The organism is Desulfotignum phosphitoxidans DSM 13687, from assembly GCF_000350545.1.
GTDB classification, from domain to species: Bacteria; Desulfobacterota; Desulfobacteria; order Desulfobacterales; family Desulfobacteraceae; genus Desulfotignum; species Desulfotignum phosphitoxidans.
Genome location: NZ_APJX01000008.1, coordinates 148,239 through 164,619, shown reverse-complemented (window position 1 = coordinate 164,619; position 16,381 = coordinate 148,239). Strand labels below are relative to the sequence as shown.

Here is a 16,381-nt window from a genome sequence, read left to right as displayed (position 1 = left end):
CAAAACAGATAACATTCTGAATTCAAAGATTTTTTACCTGATATGTCTTTTCAAGCTATTTGGCTGAAATGTTTTATTCTTGCATTTTATGAACATTGGTTATACAAAAATGCCCATGATCATACACAGGGACCGCCTATGAAAAAAGCCGTACTGACCCAGACCGAGCGCCATTTTTTCAAAACCGTCCACAACGCGGCCTTTGCCAACCCGTTCAGTGAACTGCGGGAACGCTTAGATCAGAAAATCGCCGGACTGTTCCCGTCTGCGGCCCGCCGGAAAAGCAAGGACATGTGCGTGCTGGAAGTGGACCGGCAGCTCAAAAAACTGACCCGCCAGAACAGAGGCAACATCAACCAGTACACGGGAGAGGACCGGGAAGTGCTGCGGGTGGTGTATCTGTTCGATGTGTTCCATAAATTCCGGGACCGGTTTGATCAGCTGATCCAGGATCAGATCACGGCCCAGGATGATCCGGTTCCCGTGGATTTTGTGGATGAAGCCAGGGAAATGATGAAGGAAAAAGGGTTTTCCACCGCCCGGTTTTACCATTATTTTGCCCTGTCTTTTCAACTGCGCCGGGCATTTTATTTTATCTCAAACACCCTGGTGGGTGCCAGCCCCTGCATGAAAACCTTTAAAAAACACCTCTGGTACAACGTGTTTACCTACAATATCGGGTTGTATGACCAGCATCTGTGGAACCGGATGGAAGATTTTTCCACACTGCTTCTAGGAGAAACCGGCACGGGAAAAGGCACAGCGGCCCGAGCCATCGGCATGAGCGGATTCATTCCCTTTGACAGAAAACGCGGCTGTTTTGTTCAAAGTTTCACCCGGGCGTTTTCCTCATTAAACCTGTCCCAGTATCCGGAAACCCTTTTGGAATCCGAACTGTTCGGCCACACCAAAGGGGCATTCACCGGGGCCGTGGAAGATTACCAGGGAGTGCTGGACCGGTGCAGCCCCCATGGTGCCATTCTTTTAGATGAAATCGGAGAGATCCCGGACCATATTCAGGTCAAACTGCTGCGGGTGCTCCAGGAACGCACCTTTACCCCCGTGGGTGCCCATGGGCTGTCCCGGTTCAACGGCCGGGTCATTGCCGCCACCAACCGCCCGAAAAAAGAGATCATGGACGGCCGGGTCTTTAGAGAAGATTTCTATTACCGGCTGTGCTCGGACATCATTGAAGTACCGCCCCTGCACACCCGGATTCAACAGGATCCGGCCGAACTGGACACCCTCCTGGATTTCACGGTCACTCGCATGCTCGGCCTGGCGTCACCGAAAATCACGACCAAAATCAAAAGAATTATTGACCGCCGCTTGGGAAACCATTATAGCTGGCCTGGGAATGTCCGGGAACTGGAGCAATGTGTGAGAAGCGTGCTGCTCCGAAGAGATTACTTAGGCAAACAGGCGCCCGAAGATGTGTCTCTTTCCAGTTTTCTGTGTCAGGGCATTCAGGCCCAGGATCTGCCGGTTTCCGACCTGTTGTCCGGATACTGCACCCTGTTGTATGAAACTTTGGGCACCTATGAAAAAGTGGCCCAAAAAACCGGGCTGGACAGACGAACGGTCAAAAAATATATCATGACCCACAAACAGACATAAGGACCTTTCATGTTTTCTTTTCTGCCATCACCGCTGAAAGGTGCGGTATCTTTTTTGATTTACCTGATCAACACCATTTTGCTCACTGTGCCGTTGATACTGATTTCCCTGCTCAAATTCATTCTGCCGTTTCAACCGGTGGTGGTGATCCTGGACCGGATACTCATGGGCATTGCCGGACTGTGGATTTACATCAATTCCGTCAACACGGACCTGTTTTGCAAAATCGACTGGGATGTCCGGGGGCTGGACAAACTGACACCCAGGCAATGGTATCTGGTGCTGTCCAATCATCAGTCCTGGGTGGATATTCTGGTGCTTCAGAAAACATTGCGCAAAAAAGTCCCCATGCTTAAATTTTTTTGAAAAAAGAGCTGATCTGGGTCCCGTTTCTGGGACTGGCCTGGTGGGCCCTGGATTTTCCGTTCATGAAACGCTATTCCAGGGAATTTCTGGCAAAAAACCCCCATATGAAGGGAAAAGACCTGGAAAGTACCCGGAAAGCCTGTCAAAAATTCAGACACACGCCTGTCTCCATCATGAATTTTGTGGAAGGCACCCGGTACACCCCGGAAAAAGCCAAAACATCTGCGTTTTCACATCTTTTGACCCCTAAAGCCGGCGGCATCGCCTTTGTTTTGGGATCCATGGATCAATGCCTCAATCACATTCTGGATGTCACCATTGTTTACCCGGACGGGGTCCCGAGCTTCTGGTCATTCATATCCGGTAAAACCCGAAAAATCATTGTGGATTGTCAATTGCTGGAAATCGGATGGCAGATCAAAGGGGATTATTTCAATGATCCGGTTTTCAAGGCACAGTTCTGTGAATGGCTCAATCAGTTATGGCAGGAAAAAGACCGGAAAATCGAACACCTGCTTTCTTCTTAGAGAATGGCGGCCATCACCCCGGTCAGAAGAAATGAGGATTCGATCATAAATTCCATTTGAGTGCCTGAGATCCGGGAGTCTTTTCCAAAAAAATGAACCAGCACCAGCATGAGACCGGGCACCAGGGCCAGCAGCCATGTCAGAGAAAAAGACAGCCCGGCCGGCCAGGCCCCTGCCAGCAGCACCAGGGTTGCAATGAGCACATACCGGATCAGCACAAAACTCTTTTTTTCTCCCAAAAGTATGGGCAGGGTTTCCCGGCCGGCAATCCGGTCGCCCTGGATGGCCTTGATGTCAAAAAATGCGGTCCGGCTGAACACCAGCCCGGCGGCATACAAAAATGCCACGGCCATCCACAAAGGGACACTGCGGGTATCCACGGCCGGCAGAATACTGGTGACAACCCCCCAGGCCATGGTAATCAGGAGGGTTTTGGATCCGGGAATGTCCTTGATACGCCGGATCTGCTGTGTTCTGCCCCATCCCTTAGGAATGAGCTTCAGGTTATAGGACAGCCCCAGAAGGCTCATGACCAGAAGAATGAAAAACGACATCACCCCCGTGGTATATGCCAGATACAACCCGGCCCCGCCGGAGCTCAGAGCCAGCAGCGCCAGAACAGGGCGATGCCGCCGGTAGAACCCGGCCCGGTCCGGATGGTTGTATGTGTCTGATTTAACGGCAAACATATTGTTCAACACCTGCATGGAAAACACATAAAGCATGGCAATGGCGGCATGGATCCATGTGCGGGGCAGTTGCTGGACCACGGAACAGGCATAGGTCAGGCTGCCGGCCCCCAGCGCCAGCAGCAGATTGGTCTTTAAAAAAAACCCCTGGATCCGGGAGATGGCCCCGGCCACAGGGCGCTGATGCTCCAGATGCCGGGCCACCCGGGAACAGGTGTCCGTGATGATCCAGTTGGGCGTGGAGGCCCCCGCGGTAATGGCAATGGACCGGAATCCTGCCAGGGCCGTGAAATCGATTTCCGACACGGTTTCAATATGCGTGGTAAAGGCCCGGGTTTCAGCGGCCACCTGGGCCAGGCGCCGGGTATTTCCGCTCTGCCTTCCCCCCACCACGATCACGGCATCATGGGTGGCAGCCAGGTGTCTGACCTCCTGCTGCCGGCGCTCCGTGGACCCGCAGATGGTATCAAACACCTGGTAATGGGGCCGGTGTTTTGCGCAAAAGGCTTTGATTTCATCATATAATGCCGTATTCTGGGTGGTCTGGGCCACCACCACCGCGTTTTCAAATACAGGCAGCGCTGTAAACTGATCCATGGCCGTCACCGTGTGTCCGTTGCCCTGGGCATATCCCAGCAGTCCCTTGACCTCGGGATGATTTTCTTCACCGATAATAATGGTGGCATATCCTTTTTGGGCAAATTTTCGGATAATCATCTGAACCCGGACCACCCGGGGACAGGTGGCATTGATCACGGAAAACCCCGCTTGTTTCAGGGCCGTTTCATCTTCGGGCGGCACACCATGGGCCCGGATCAGCACCAGTCCCGTGCCTTTTTCAGGGATGGTATCCAGCCGAAAAATTCCCTTGGTCTCCAGCATTTCCAGCACCTGGGGGTTGTGGATCAGCGGGCCGTAGGTGTATATCGGCGTATCAGATGTATTGGCGGCATCCAGCACCATGTCCACGGCCCGGCGAACCCCCATGCAGAAGCCGGCGGTTTTTGCAATGGTAATTTTCATGAAAGATTGATCAGCAGGTCCACCAGCCGGGAAAATTCCGATTGAGACGTGAAATTGATTTCAATCCGTCCTTTTTCCCCGGTTTTTCGAATGTTCACCGGCGACTGGATCCGGCTGGAAATCTGGGAACAGGTGGTTTCCAGAAAGGCCTGTTCTGTTGCGGACAGGTTCCGGACCGGCGCGGGTTTTTCCTGTTTGGACTGATTCACCAGAAGCTCGGTTTTTCGGACCGACAGTTTGTGGGCAATTACCTGTTCGAACAGGGCCAGCTGGGTTTCCAGAGATTCCGCACCCAGCAGAGCCCGGGCGTGGCCCGTGGAAATGTCTTCATTCAAAAGACTTTGTTTGATTTTTTCAGGCAATCCCCGCAGCCGGAGCAGATTGGCAATGGTGGAACGGTTTTTGCCTATTTTCTGGGCCACTTTTTCCTGGGTATAGCCGAATTCATCCATGAGCCTGAAATAGGCTTCCGCTTCTTCCAGCACATTCAGGTTGGCCCGCTGAATATTCTCGATGATGGACACTTCCAGCACCTGCTCGTCCGTCAGGTGCTTGACCACCACGGGCACATGGCTCAGATTGGCTGACTTGGCGGCCCGAAGCCGCCGTTCTCCGGCAATCAGTTCATAAGCGCCGTCCATATGCCGAACCAGCAGCGGTTGCAGCACCCCCTGCTCAGCAATGGACTCTTTGAGACGTTCCAGTTCCTCTTCATTGAAATCCGTGCGGGGCTGATACCGGTTGGGAGCGATAGTATCCACGGAACACATGAAAAAATCCCCCCGATCCTTCTGGGCATCCATATCAAAATCCGGAATCAATGCACCAATACCCCGGCCCAGGCCTGTTTTTTCTTTTTTTGTCCATCATCGTTTCAGCAGCTCCCTGGCAAACGCCATATATCCTTTCGCTCCTTGGGACTGCTTGTCGTACAACATGACCGGCAGACCGTAACTGGGGGCTTCCCCCAGTTTCACGTTCCGCGGTATCTTGGTTTTAAACACCAGTCCCTTGAAATATTGCCGGGCATCCTCCACCACGTTCTGGGCCAGGTTGGTCCGCCGGTCGAACATGGTCAGCACAATGCCTTTGATTTTCAATCCCGGATTAAACGATGATTTGACCCGCTTGACCGTATTCAACAGCTGCCCTAAGCCTTCCAGGGCAAAAAATTCGCTCTGAAGCGGGATCAGCACGGAATGGGATGCCACAAATGCATTCAGGGTCAACAGACTCAATGCCGGCGGGCAATCAATCAGCACATAATCATACTGGTCTGCCACGGGCAACAGAAGCTGCTTCAATCGAGCCTCCCGTTGCGAAACAGACACCATTTCAATTTCAAAACCGATCAAATCCACGTTGGCGGGCAACAGGGTCAGGCCCGGCAGCATGGTGGGCAGCAGCAGGTCCTGGATGTCTGCCTCACCGATCAGTCCATGGTAAAGGGAGGCTTCCAGACCGGGTTTTTCCACGCCCAAGCCCGTGGTGGCATTGGCCTGGGAATCACAGTCCACCAGCAGGACTTTTTTCTTGAGCATGGCCAGAGCTGCAGACAGATTGACCGCAGTGGTGGTCTTTCCCACCCCGCCTTTTTGATTGGCTATACTGATGATCTGCGTCATAATATGAATTCCATATCACAGTTCATGATTCGAGGTAAACAAGAAAAACCGGCGACAGACGTTCATTTTTTGGGATCTGACATTATCATTCAGGCTGCCTCTTTTCTCCTATTCCTGGAATCATGTCAAGCAAAATTGCCGTTCCGGTTTATGAATTTGACATTTTGTATCCCTGTGATAAAATAGTGCGTTTATGATGCAAAAAGACGATTCCCAATTTCACAAAAAAACACGGTCCGCCCGGAAACCATTGGTTCGCCCCCCTGAAAACAGACCGGCCCAACTGAATTTTCCACAAGATCTTCCCATTACGGCCAGAAAAGATGCCATCATCAAAGCCATCCAGACCAGCCGGGTGGTGATCATTTCCGGAGAAACCGGTTCGGGCAAAACCACTCAGATCCCCAAATGCTGTCTGGCTGCCGGCTGCGGTACCCGGGGCATGATCGGCTGCACCCAGCCCCGGCGCATCGCCGCCATCAACGTGGCCAAACGCATGGCATTTGAATTCAAGGAATCTTTAGGGCAATCCGTGGGCTACAAGATCCGGTTTGACGACAAAACCCCTGCAGGTGCCTGCATCAAGGTGATGACCGACGGCATTCTTCTGGCGGAAACCCAGCAGGACCCGCTGCTCAAGCGCTATGACACCATTATTGTGGACGAGGCCCATGAAAGAAGTCTGAACATCGATTTCACCCTGGGCATCCTGCGGCGCCTGGTGAAAAAACGCAAACACCTGAAACTGATCATCACCTCGGCCACCATCGATACCCAGAAATTTTCCCAAGCCTTTGACAACGCCCCCATCATCGAGGTATCCGGCCGGATGTTTCCTGTGGAAACTGTATACCAACCCATTCTGGAGGACACGGGAGAAAAACAGAATCCGGAAGATCAAGGGTATGTGGAAGCAGCGGCGGATGCGGCTCATTCTCTTTTGACCCGGACCCGGTCCGGGGACATGCTGATCTTCATGCCCACGGAACAGGACATCGGAGAAACCATGGAACTGCTGAAGGGCCGGCAGCATCCCGGTGTCACCATTCTGCCGCTGTTCGCAAGGCTGTCCGCCGGCGAACAGGCCAAAGTGTTTTCAAGAACCCCGGGGCGGAAAATCATTGTCTCCACCAATGTGGCGGAAACCTCTTTGACCATTGCCGGCATCAAATATGTGATCGACACGGGACTGGCCCGGATTCCCAGTTATTCCCCGAGAACCCGCACCACCTCGCTGCCCGTGCGGCCCATCTCCCAGAGTTCCGCCAACCAGCGCATGGGACGGTGCGGCCGGGTGGAAAACGGGATCTGTATAAGGCTGTATGATGAGGATGATTTCAACGGCCGCCCGTTTTTCACGCCCCCGGAAATCCTGCGGAGCAACCTGGCGGAAGTGATCCTGCGCATGATTTCCCTGAAACTGGGGGATGTACAGGGATTTCCCTTTATCGATCCGCCCGCCCCCAAAAGCATCCGGGACGGATTTGACACCCTGATGGAGCTGGGGGCTGTCAAGGTGTCGGACCAGCCCAAAAAATCCTTTGCGCTCACGGACGTGGGACAGATCATGTCACGAATCCCCGTGGATCCCAAACTGTCCCGCATTCTCATCGCAGCCAAAGACAACCACTGCCTGGCCGAAGCCCTGGTCATTGCCACGGCGTTGTCCATTTCCGATGTCCGGCAGCGCCCGGCTGACAAAGCAGCGGCAGCCGACCAGAAACACGCCCGGTTCAAAGACCCGTCCTCGGATTTCATCACCCTGCTCAATATCTGGGATGCTTATCAGGCAGAAGAAAAAAAATCCCGGTCAAGGACCAAACTCCGGCAGTTCTGCATGGATCATTTTCTGTCTTTCAAACGCATCCGGGAATGGCTGGATATCCACAGCCAGATACGGCGCCAGCTGAAAGAACACGGGTTTTCCGATTTCTCGTCCTTTACTTTTCTGCCCGGCACAAATCATTTGAAATCAACGGCCAAAGACATCGGCGGCCCACTTTACATAGCCCTGCACAAATCCCTTTTGGCCGGGTATCTGTCCCACATTGCCCATAAAAAGGAAAAAAACATTTATGCGGCGGCCAAAGGCCAGCAGGCCATGATTTTTCCGGGATCCGGGTTGTTTGACAAAGCCGGTCCCTGGATTGTGGCGGCCGAGTATGTCAAAACCAGCCAGCTGTTTGCCAGAGGGGTGGCCAATATCGATCCGGCCTGGCTGGAGGAAATCGGCAAAAATCTGTGCACCCGCACCTATTTTGATCCCCGGTGGGAAAAAAAACAGGGCCGGGTCATGGCCACGGAACAGGTCTCGTTGTTCGGTCTGATCATTGTGGCGGGCCGGGCCGTGCCTTATGGAAAAATCAATCCCCAGGAGGCCGGGGATATTTTTATCCGAAAGGCCCTGGTGGACGGTGAGATTCACCAGCCCTTTTCCTTCATGGTCCACAACCAAAACCTGATCGAAGAACTGGAAGAAGCGGAGCACAAAACAAGGCAGCGGGATATTCTGGCAAGCACCGAAGACATGGTCCAGTTTTACCATGCCCGGCTGCCCCGGCCGTTTTATCACATCAAAACCTTTGCCAAATTTCTCAAAGACCAGAAAGACGATACGTTTCTGCGCATGACCCGGCAGGACCTGGAAAAAAACAAAGCGGACCAGGATCATCTGGCATTGTTCCCGGATATGCTGAACACAGCCCAGGGAAACTTTGCCCTGTCCTACCGGTTTGATCCCGGAAACGACACGGATGGGGTCACGGTCAAGGTGCCGGCGGACATGGCGGCCCAGGTCCCTAAGACGGCTATGGAAAAACTGGTGCCCGGACTGTTTGAAGAAAAAATCGCCGGACTGATCAAGGGGCTGCCCAAATCCTTTCGGGTCCGGCTGATGCCCGTCCAGGCCACGGCGGCCCGGATCGCAAAAAATCTGCCCAAAGACGACACCCCGTTGTTCTCCCAGTTGTCTGCTTTTATCCGGAAACACTATGGATTGATAATTCCTGCCACGGCCTGGTCGGAAGACCACCTGGCGGATCACTTGAAAATGCGGATTTCCATCCGGGATCACAAAGACCGGGAAATCACCTCGTTAAGGGATCCATCCATTTTAAACCGGTTTCCGCATGCGGCGCCCCAGCCCGGCACATCCGCCCTGGACCGGGCCAGGCAGACATTTGAAAAAACAGAGATCACCGACTGGACGTTTTCCGATTTACCGGAAGATCTTTGCATTGACGAGCCGGACGGATTCACCCGAAAGGTGTACCCGGGACTGAAAATCGAAGACGACACGTTAAATCTGCGGCTGTTTCTCTCCCGGCAGGAAGCAGAAACCACCCATGTCCAGGGAATCCGAAGGCTGTATGAGCACGGGTTTCCCGATCTGTTCAAGGCCGTTAAAAAAGAGATCCGATCCACAGGGGACCTCAAACGGATCGCCATGTATTTTGGCGGACCGGCCGCATTTCAAAATGCGGTTTATATTTGTATCACCCGGCATCTGTTTGAAAAAAATCTGCGGACCCGGGCGGCGTTTGAATCCTATATCCAGAAACTGCGGCCCACCCTTTTTCAGCAGACCCAGGATCTGATCAACGATATTCAGGCCGTGGGCCGGGCATATGCCGAATGTTTTTCTTTGATCCAGGCCCTGTCTTTAAAACATCAGGCCCGGCCCCAGGCCAGCCGGATTCTTGCTGACCTGTTTGAAGGGCTTAAAAACCTGGTGCCGCCCCATTTTCTTTCTTTATATTCCGTTCAGCGGATCCAGCATCTGCCCCGGTATGTGGACTGTCTTAGAATCCGGGCCCAGAGAGGGGCGGACAATCCGGCCAAGGAATCTGAAAAAGCCAAAAAAATCAGCCGGTTTGAACATCATCTGGCCATTCAGGTGGCCGGGCTGTCTGAAACAACTTCCCCGGAAAAAGCCGAAAAAGTCGAGGATTTTTTCTGGCTTCTGGAAGAATACAAAATATCGGTTTTTGCCCAGGAGTTGAAAACCGCGGTCAAGGTATCTGCCAAACGCCTGGAAAAAGAACTGCACACCCTGTCCACCCTGATCTGATATCCCGATGGCCTGAAAAACCCCACCCAATGATGAAACTATCCACCGTCAGGTATTTGCTTAACACTTAGCACTTAACACTTAAAACTTCCCCTGCCTGCCGGGGTTTTCAGCCGCTTGCGCACCTGTTTTTCCAGATGCTGAATAATCCGGGTCAATGCCCGGGTTTCCCGGATGGGACCGGAATCATTCCACCCGGCGGCCAGGGCCTGGAGTTTTTTTTGACGAAACTGATCCACGGAATCCACCAAAGTCATCCATGCCAGCAGTTTCTGAATCACATGGCGCTCTTCCGGGCTCAGATCCGCCGTATCAATGGGTTGGCCTGTGTCTGTTCGGATAATCATCTGTTTTGTTTTCCCTTATGGATTTAACCCGTGGTCCGGATTTTCCCTGAAACTTCTTGAAACCTGCTGCATAATGCATTAATTTGCTCTAAGTTATCAATCAAAAACCCAAGTTTCAATAAAGGATTGTTTGCGTGTTCACTGAAACCGTTACATTTCCGGCGGCATTTATCGCCGGCCTGCTCTCATTTTTATCCCCGTGTATTCTGCCGCTGATCCCTGCGTATTTTTCATTCATTACGGGGCTGTCTTTGGATGAACTCACCCAGGGCAGACAGGAAACCCGGAAAAAAGTGATCCTGTCCACCCTGGCCTATGTGGCCGGGTTTTCCCTGGTGTTCATCCTGATGGGGGCATCGGCTTCGTTTCTGGGAGCTGCGTTCACCCGATACGCTTACATCGTTCAGTACGTGGGCGGGGCCATCATCCTGATTTTCGGGCTGCACCTGCTGGGGGTCATCAACATCAAGGCCCTGGCGTTTGAAAAGCGGATCCACATGAAGCAGAAACCGGTCCACCTGGCCGGCACCTTTGTCATCGGCATGGCGTTCGGGGCCGGATGGAGTCCGTGCATCGGGCCGCTTTTAGGAAGCATCCTGATCGTGGCAGGCAACCAGGACACCGTGGCCAAGGGAATCTGGCTTCTGGCCGTGTATTCCGCGGGTCTGGCCCTGCCGTTTATTCTCATGTCCTTTTTCATCACCTCCCTGGTGGAAACCATGAAAAAAGCCACCCGGTTCATTCCCATCATCAACAAAGTCGCGGGCGGACTGTTGGTTGTCATGGGTCTGCTGCTGATTTTTGATAAATTTCATTTACTGACCCTGGTCTGATTCGGCAACACCCATGACACACCCCCGTTTCCGCTTTTACACGCTGATTTTTGTCACCACTTTGGCCAAACTGCTGATGAACACGGCCCGGAGGATGGTGTATCCCTTTGCCCCGGCCTTTGCCAGGGGACTGGGCGTGGACCTGGCCGCCATCACCTCGGTCATTGCCCTGAATCAGGCCACGGCCGTGCTGGGACCGGTGGGGGCCTCTTTTGCCGACCATTACGGCAACCGCCGCATTATTTTGTTTTCTCTGGTCATGCTGTGTATCGGGTGTGTGGCCGCCGGCCTGATCCCTATGTACGGCACTCTGGTGCTGGCCCTGTTTCTCGCAGGACTGGCCAAAAGCATTTTTGATCCCAGTTTCCAGGCATTCATCGGCACCCATGTGCCGTTTGAACAGCGGGGGAAATTCATCGGCATGACGGAGCTGGCCTGGGCCGGGGCCACTTTGGTGGGGATTCCTCTGGCCGGCATGACCATCCAGGCGTTTTCCTTTCAGACCCCGTTTTTGGTCATCGGCATCCTGGCCGCCGCCTGTTTTGCCTTGATTTTCCGGCTCATGCCCGAAGACCGGCCGCCGGCCGGAACTGCCGGCAAAAAACCCGGGCAGCTGCTGGTGAACTGGCGGCAGATCATGAAAAACCGGCAGGTTTTAGGCATGCTGAGTTTTGCTTTTTTCATGGCCCTGGGATCAGATATTTTGTTTGTGGTCTACGGGGCCTGGCTGGAACAGTCCTATGGCCTGTCTCTGGCTGCCATCGGTATGGGAACGATCCTCATCGGCATGGCCGAGGTGGCCGGAGAAGGGATCACCGCGTTTTTTTCCGACCGGATCGGGCTGCTGAGGACCGTGTTCATCGGCATGATCCTGACGACCGGGGCCTATTTTCTGCTGCCCGTTCTGGACCGGGGGGTTCCTTATGTGCTGGGGGGATTGTTTCTGGTATTTTTATGCTTTGAATTCACCATTGTCACGGCCATGAGCCTGGCCACGGAACTGGTGCCGGAACTGCGGGCATCCACCTTGTCGGCATTTTACGCCGTGGGCGGCATGGGCCGGGTGGTCGGGGCGTTTTGCGGGGGCCTGATCTGGTCCAAAACCGGCATTTTTCACATCAGCGTGATTGCCGGTGTGTGCACACTGGCGGCCCTGGCCTGTATGACGGCCGGGTTTATCCGTTTTTCCCGGTCTTAGGCCAGTGCGGCTTCAAACCGGCGAAACAAAGATTCCGTGATACCGGCCACCCCCAAGGGACGTTCACCGGCATCGTGGCAGTCTGACCCCCCCGTGATCACCAGGTCATAACGCGTTGCCCAGCCCAGCAATATCTCTTGACATGCTTTTGTGTGTCCCGGGTAAAATACCTCGATGCCTTGAAGGCCGGCATCCAGAAATTCCGGCAACAGGGTTTCCACAATCTCGATGGGCGGCAGCACTTCCTTGTAATGGCCGTTGCCCGGATAGGAGCCGGCAGCCGGGTGGGCCAGGACCGCCAGCAAAGGATGCTGTGTCATGAACCGGGCCACATCTGCCAGTTCAATGCCTGACGGCAGATAGGCCGGGCTGGCATTGCCGATGATCCGGTTGATGGTTTCTTTTTCAGTGATGCCCAGTTTTTCGGACAAAGCCAGGGCAAAATGACGGCGGCTGGCATTGGCGCTGTAATCGGCAATGTCCTGAAAAACCAGTTCCCTGGCCAGTAACGGGGTCTTTCCCTGGGGTCCGAATTCTTCATTGATCCGAACGATCCGTGCCCGGACCAGCCCTTGGCCCCGGCCTTTGGACATCAGGGTTTCAAACTCAGTCACAAACTTTATGTCTGACAGTCGCTTTTGAGAAAAATAACACAGCAGATGAAGCGTGCCTGTAAAGAAAGGCCGACGAAACCGAACGGAAACCTCCACCCCGGGAATCACCTGAATTCCGGCCTGTTCTCCTGCTGCCAGCCCCGGCTCAATTCCCTTGAGGGTATCATGATCCGTGATGGCAATTGCTTTGAGTCCCAGCGCTTTGGCCCGGGCCACCAGCTGTCCGGGGGTAAAATCACCATCCGAGGCCTGGGTGTGGTTATGCAGGTCGGCAAATATCAAGTGCGTCATGTGTTTTTCTCCTGATGCTTGAATAACTGTTTTCAGGATGATCCCCGGGGCCGGTCAAGGATTGTCACTGGTTTAAACGCTTGCAGCAGAGCATTTTTTTAAAAAAATTTCAAGATATCGTTTGATTTTTAACAGGTAAATGATAGAAGAAAAAATCAAAATTGGAAAAATTTCCAGTAAAAAAGGATGTATAATCAAAACAACCCTTCTCATATACGGATAAAAAACATGGACATTCTGAATGAACTGGGCAAAATCGGATCAGCAAAACAGGCTTTGGCAGTTTTTGAAAAGCAAATGGATACGGCGCAGTTGGGTCGCATTTCAAGCATCTCACATCCGGAAATTCTGAAACGGATTGCCAATGCCGTGGTGATCTGCAACCCGGAAAAAATTTTCATCAACACCGGGTCTGAAGCGGACCGCCAGTTCATCCGGGATCTGGCCCTGGAAACCGGAGAAGAACGGTCCCTGGCCATGGAAAACCATACCATTCATTTTGACCTGCCCGGAGAACAGGGCCGGATTGTGGACCGCACCTTTTACATCGCCAATCCGGAAGATCTGATCTCGTCCCTTGCCAACCGCATGAACCGGGAAACCGCCCTGGAAGATATCCGCGCCAACATGACCGATATCATGAAAGGGAAAACCATGGTGGTGGGATTTTACATGCGGGGGCCCGTGGGGGCACGGGTTTCCAACCCGGCCCTGGAAATCACCAGTTCCGCGTATGTCAGTCACAGTGCCGATATTCTGTACCGGAATGCATTTGCAGATTTTGACAAAGAAGTGGCGGCCCGGGGCCATTTTTTCACCAACGTCCATTCCGAGGGGCTGAACCGGACAAAAGACCTGCCCGATGCCCGGGTGTTCATGGATTTGCAGTACCAGACCACCTACAGTTTCAAATGCACCTATGCCGGCAACACATTGCTGCTCAAAAAAGGGAACCACCGGTTTGCCGTGGACAAGGCCGTCCATAAAAACCGGGGGGAAGAGCTGTCCGAACACATGTTCATCACCGGGATCCGGGGGCCGGAAAACCGGGTGACCTGGTTTGCCGGGGCCGCGCCGTCGGGATGCGGCAAAACTACCACGGCCATGGCCGGGGACCTGTTTGTGGGAGACGACCTGGCCCAGATGTGGATCGCAGACGACGGCAGCATCCGATGCGTCAACCCGGAGGCCGGTATCTTCGGGATTGTGGAGGATGTCAACCAGGAAGGGGACCCCTTGCTCATGAAAGTGCTCAGGCAGCCCGGGTACGAGGTAATCTGGTCCAATGTGCTCATCGATGAAAACAATATCCCCCACTGGGTGGGCAACCTTGAACCCTCGCCGGAAAAAGGGATCAATTTCCAGGGGGAATGGCATTTTGGCAAAACCGATGACACCGGCAAACCCATTCCCATGTCCCATCCCAATTCCCGGTGCACCCTGCGGTCCACCAACCTGGAAAACTATTGTCCGGACGCGGAAAACCCGGACGGGGTACTGACCCGGATATTCACTTACAGCGGCCGGGATGCGGACACCATGCCCCCGGTCTGGGTGGCACGAGATTCCGACCAGGGCGTGGTGATCGGTGCCTGCATCGTATCGGCGGCCACGGCCACTGAAGTGGGGGCTTCCGGGGTCAAGCGGGCCCCCTGGGCCAATGCCCCGTTCATTCCCGGGGCTTTAGGGGATTACATGGATGCCCAGTTCCGGTTTTTCGGGAACACCAAAATTCAGGAACAATTTCAGCCCGTCATGGCCGGCCTGAATTATTTTCTCACGGACAAAGCCCGGGGCGGCAGTACCAGCAAACTGCTGGGAGAAAAAAAAGATGTCAAAGTCTGGCTGGCATGGCTGGAACGCTACGCCCACAAGGAAGCGGGACATATTCAGACCCCCATCGGCAATCTGCCCCTGTACCGGGATCTGGCGCCGCTGTTTGATAAGATCATTGACAAACCCTATCCGAAAGATCTGTATGACCGGCAGTTTTCCCTGTATGTGGATCATATCATTGCACGCATCGAACTGCAGGAAGCTGCCTATGCCAAAGAAAAAAACATCCCCGGCCGGCTGTTTGAGATTCTGGCGCATCAGAAAGAAGCGCTGCAGGCATTGAAGCAGACAAAAGGCCCCGTGATTTTACCCGGGGATATGGAAAGCTGAAATTGGGTTATTTACCCATTTTATTGGATTTTATTGCTTGATTTTATGAACTTTTTTGGATAAAAATGTTGATTTCACAATTGAATATCAAACATTATCAACGACTGTTGCAGCCGGATGCTGCTGACAATATGTTTTTTTGACAACAGGAGGAACCAATGGCAAAAATTGTCCATCGTGAGGAAATGGCCCAGGGCACCATCATTTTAAATGAGATTGAGGCCCTGCGCATATCCCGCAAAGCAAAACCCGGCCAGTTCGTAATTCTTCAGGCCGATGAGACCGGGGAACGTATTCCGCTGACCATGGCGGATACCAACCCGGACAAAGGAACCATCACCATTATCTACATGGTGGTGGGCAAGTCCACGGCCCGGTTCAAACAACTGCAGGTCGGAGACGAATATTTCGCCCTGATCGGTCCGTTAGGGGCACCCACTCATATTGAAAATTTCGGCAAAGTGGTGTGTGTGGGCGGGGGCACAGGAATTGCCGTGCTTCACCCCATTACCCGGGCACTGAAACAGGCCGGCAATGAAGTCACCACCATTTTAGGCGCCAGAACCTATGACCTGCTGATCATGGAAGAAAAAATGCGGGCCGTGTCCGATCATTTTCACATCTGCACGGATGACGGATCCCACGGGCACCACGGATTTGTCACGGATGTACTCAAAGATGTTCTGGAAAAAGATGACATCAACCTGGCCGTGGCCATCGGACCCATTCCCATGATGAAGTTCTGCAGCCTGATCACCAAGGAAAAAAATGTCAAAACCTTTGTGAGTCTGAACCCCATCATGGTGGACGGCACGGGCATGTGCGGGTGCTGCCGCGTTTCCGTGGGCGGAGCCACCAAATTCGCCTGTGTGGACGGACCGGAATTTGACGGACATAAAGTGGATTTTGATGAGCTGGCCAAACGTTTGGCATCCTATCTGGACGAAGAAAAAGCCAGCATGAAAACCTTTGAAAACAGCAACGCATGAACAAACAACCGCCCTGGTTGTACGGAG

Annotated in this window: 13 protein-coding genes; 8 read left to right on the top strand and 5 right to left on the bottom strand. The window is 53.4% G+C overall.

Features of this window, described 5'->3' with window-relative positions; translation table 11 throughout:
* Nucleotides 1–138 precede the first annotated feature (138 nt).
* From DPO_RS17280 to DPO_RS26140, 3 genes are read left to right on the top strand one after another with little or no spacing between them, the layout of a single operon-like run.
* Complete coding sequence (locus DPO_RS17280; protein ID WP_006965523.1) at nt 139–1,617, top strand: sigma 54-interacting transcriptional regulator; 1,479 nt, start codon at nt 139–141, stop codon at nt 1,615–1,617.
* Nucleotides 1,618–1,626: 9 nt separating this feature from the next.
* A complete protein-coding gene (locus DPO_RS26145; protein ID WP_006967533.1) occupies nt 1,627–1,983 on the top strand; it encodes an acyltransferase in 357 nt (118 codons plus the stop codon).
* Complete coding sequence (locus DPO_RS26140; protein WP_006967531.1) at nt 1,980–2,510, top strand: acetyltransferase; 531 nt, start codon at nt 1,980–1,982, stop codon at nt 2,508–2,510. Before DPO_RS26145 ends, DPO_RS26140 begins: the two co-directional genes overlap by 4 nt.
* Here the strand turns inward: DPO_RS26140 and ispH are convergent.
* From ispH to DPO_RS17260, 3 genes are all read right to left on the bottom strand, one after another.
* Nucleotides 2,507–4,222 carry a 4-hydroxy-3-methylbut-2-enyl diphosphate reductase gene (ispH, locus tag DPO_RS17270; protein WP_006965519.1) on the bottom strand — a complete coding sequence of 572 codons (1,716 nt, stop codon included), beginning with the start codon at nt 4,220–4,222 and terminating at the stop codon, nt 2,507–2,509. The genes DPO_RS26140 and ispH overlap by 4 nt on opposite strands.
* The gene (locus DPO_RS17265) at nt 4,219–5,025 is read right to left on the bottom strand and encodes a ParB/RepB/Spo0J family partition protein (protein ID WP_006967530.1); all 807 of its coding nucleotides are present in this window, start codon (nt 5,023–5,025) and stop codon (nt 4,219–4,221) included. The genes ispH and DPO_RS17265 overlap by 4 nt, the downstream gene beginning before the upstream one ends.
* A gap of 63 nt (nt 5,026–5,088) precedes the next feature.
* Nucleotides 5,089–5,847, bottom strand: a complete 759-nt coding sequence (locus DPO_RS17260; protein WP_006965516.1) for a ParA family protein — start codon at nt 5,845–5,847, stop codon at nt 5,089–5,091.
* A 193-nt stretch (nt 5,848–6,040) separates the two neighbouring features.
* Between DPO_RS17260 and hrpA the strand changes: the two genes are divergently transcribed.
* Nucleotides 6,041–9,916 (top strand): ATP-dependent RNA helicase HrpA, encoded by a 3,876-nt coding sequence (gene hrpA / locus DPO_RS17255; RefSeq protein ID WP_152427616.1) that lies wholly within the window; start codon nt 6,041–6,043, stop codon nt 9,914–9,916.
* A 74-nt stretch (nt 9,917–9,990) separates the two neighbouring features.
* Here hrpA and DPO_RS17250 read toward each other — a convergent pair whose 3' ends face one another.
* Complete coding sequence (locus tag DPO_RS17250; RefSeq protein WP_006965514.1) at nt 9,991–10,263, bottom strand: hypothetical protein; 273 nt, start codon at nt 10,261–10,263, stop codon at nt 9,991–9,993.
* Nucleotides 10,264–10,397: 134 nt separating this feature from the next.
* Between DPO_RS17250 and DPO_RS17245 the strand changes: the two genes are divergently transcribed.
* Both DPO_RS17245 and DPO_RS17240 read left to right on the top strand, forming a co-directional pair.
* Nucleotides 10,398–11,096 (top strand): cytochrome c biogenesis CcdA family protein, encoded by a 699-nt coding sequence (locus DPO_RS17245; protein WP_006965513.1) that lies wholly within the window; start codon nt 10,398–10,400, stop codon nt 11,094–11,096.
* A 13-nt stretch (nt 11,097–11,109) separates the two neighbouring features.
* Entirely contained in the window at nt 11,110–12,294 is a 1,185-nt protein-coding gene (locus DPO_RS17240) for an MFS transporter (RefSeq protein WP_006965512.1), read from the top strand.
* Here the strand turns inward: DPO_RS17240 and DPO_RS17235 are convergent.
* The gene (locus DPO_RS17235; RefSeq protein WP_006965511.1) at nt 12,291–13,199 is read right to left on the bottom strand and encodes a PHP domain-containing protein; all 909 of its coding nucleotides are present in this window, start codon (nt 13,197–13,199) and stop codon (nt 12,291–12,293) included. The genes DPO_RS17240 and DPO_RS17235 overlap by 4 nt on opposite strands.
* 228 nt (nt 13,200–13,427) lie before the next feature.
* On the opposite strand from DPO_RS17235, the gene DPO_RS17230 reads away from it, so the two are divergent.
* Entirely contained in the window at nt 13,428–15,365 is a 1,938-nt protein-coding gene (locus DPO_RS17230) for a phosphoenolpyruvate carboxykinase (GTP) (protein WP_006965510.1), read from the top strand.
* A 158-nt stretch (nt 15,366–15,523) separates the two neighbouring features.
* A complete protein-coding gene (locus DPO_RS17225) occupies nt 15,524–16,354 on the top strand; it encodes a sulfide/dihydroorotate dehydrogenase-like FAD/NAD-binding protein (RefSeq protein WP_006965509.1) in 831 nt (276 codons plus the stop codon).
* The last annotated feature ends 27 nt before the right edge of the window (nt 16,355–16,381 follow it).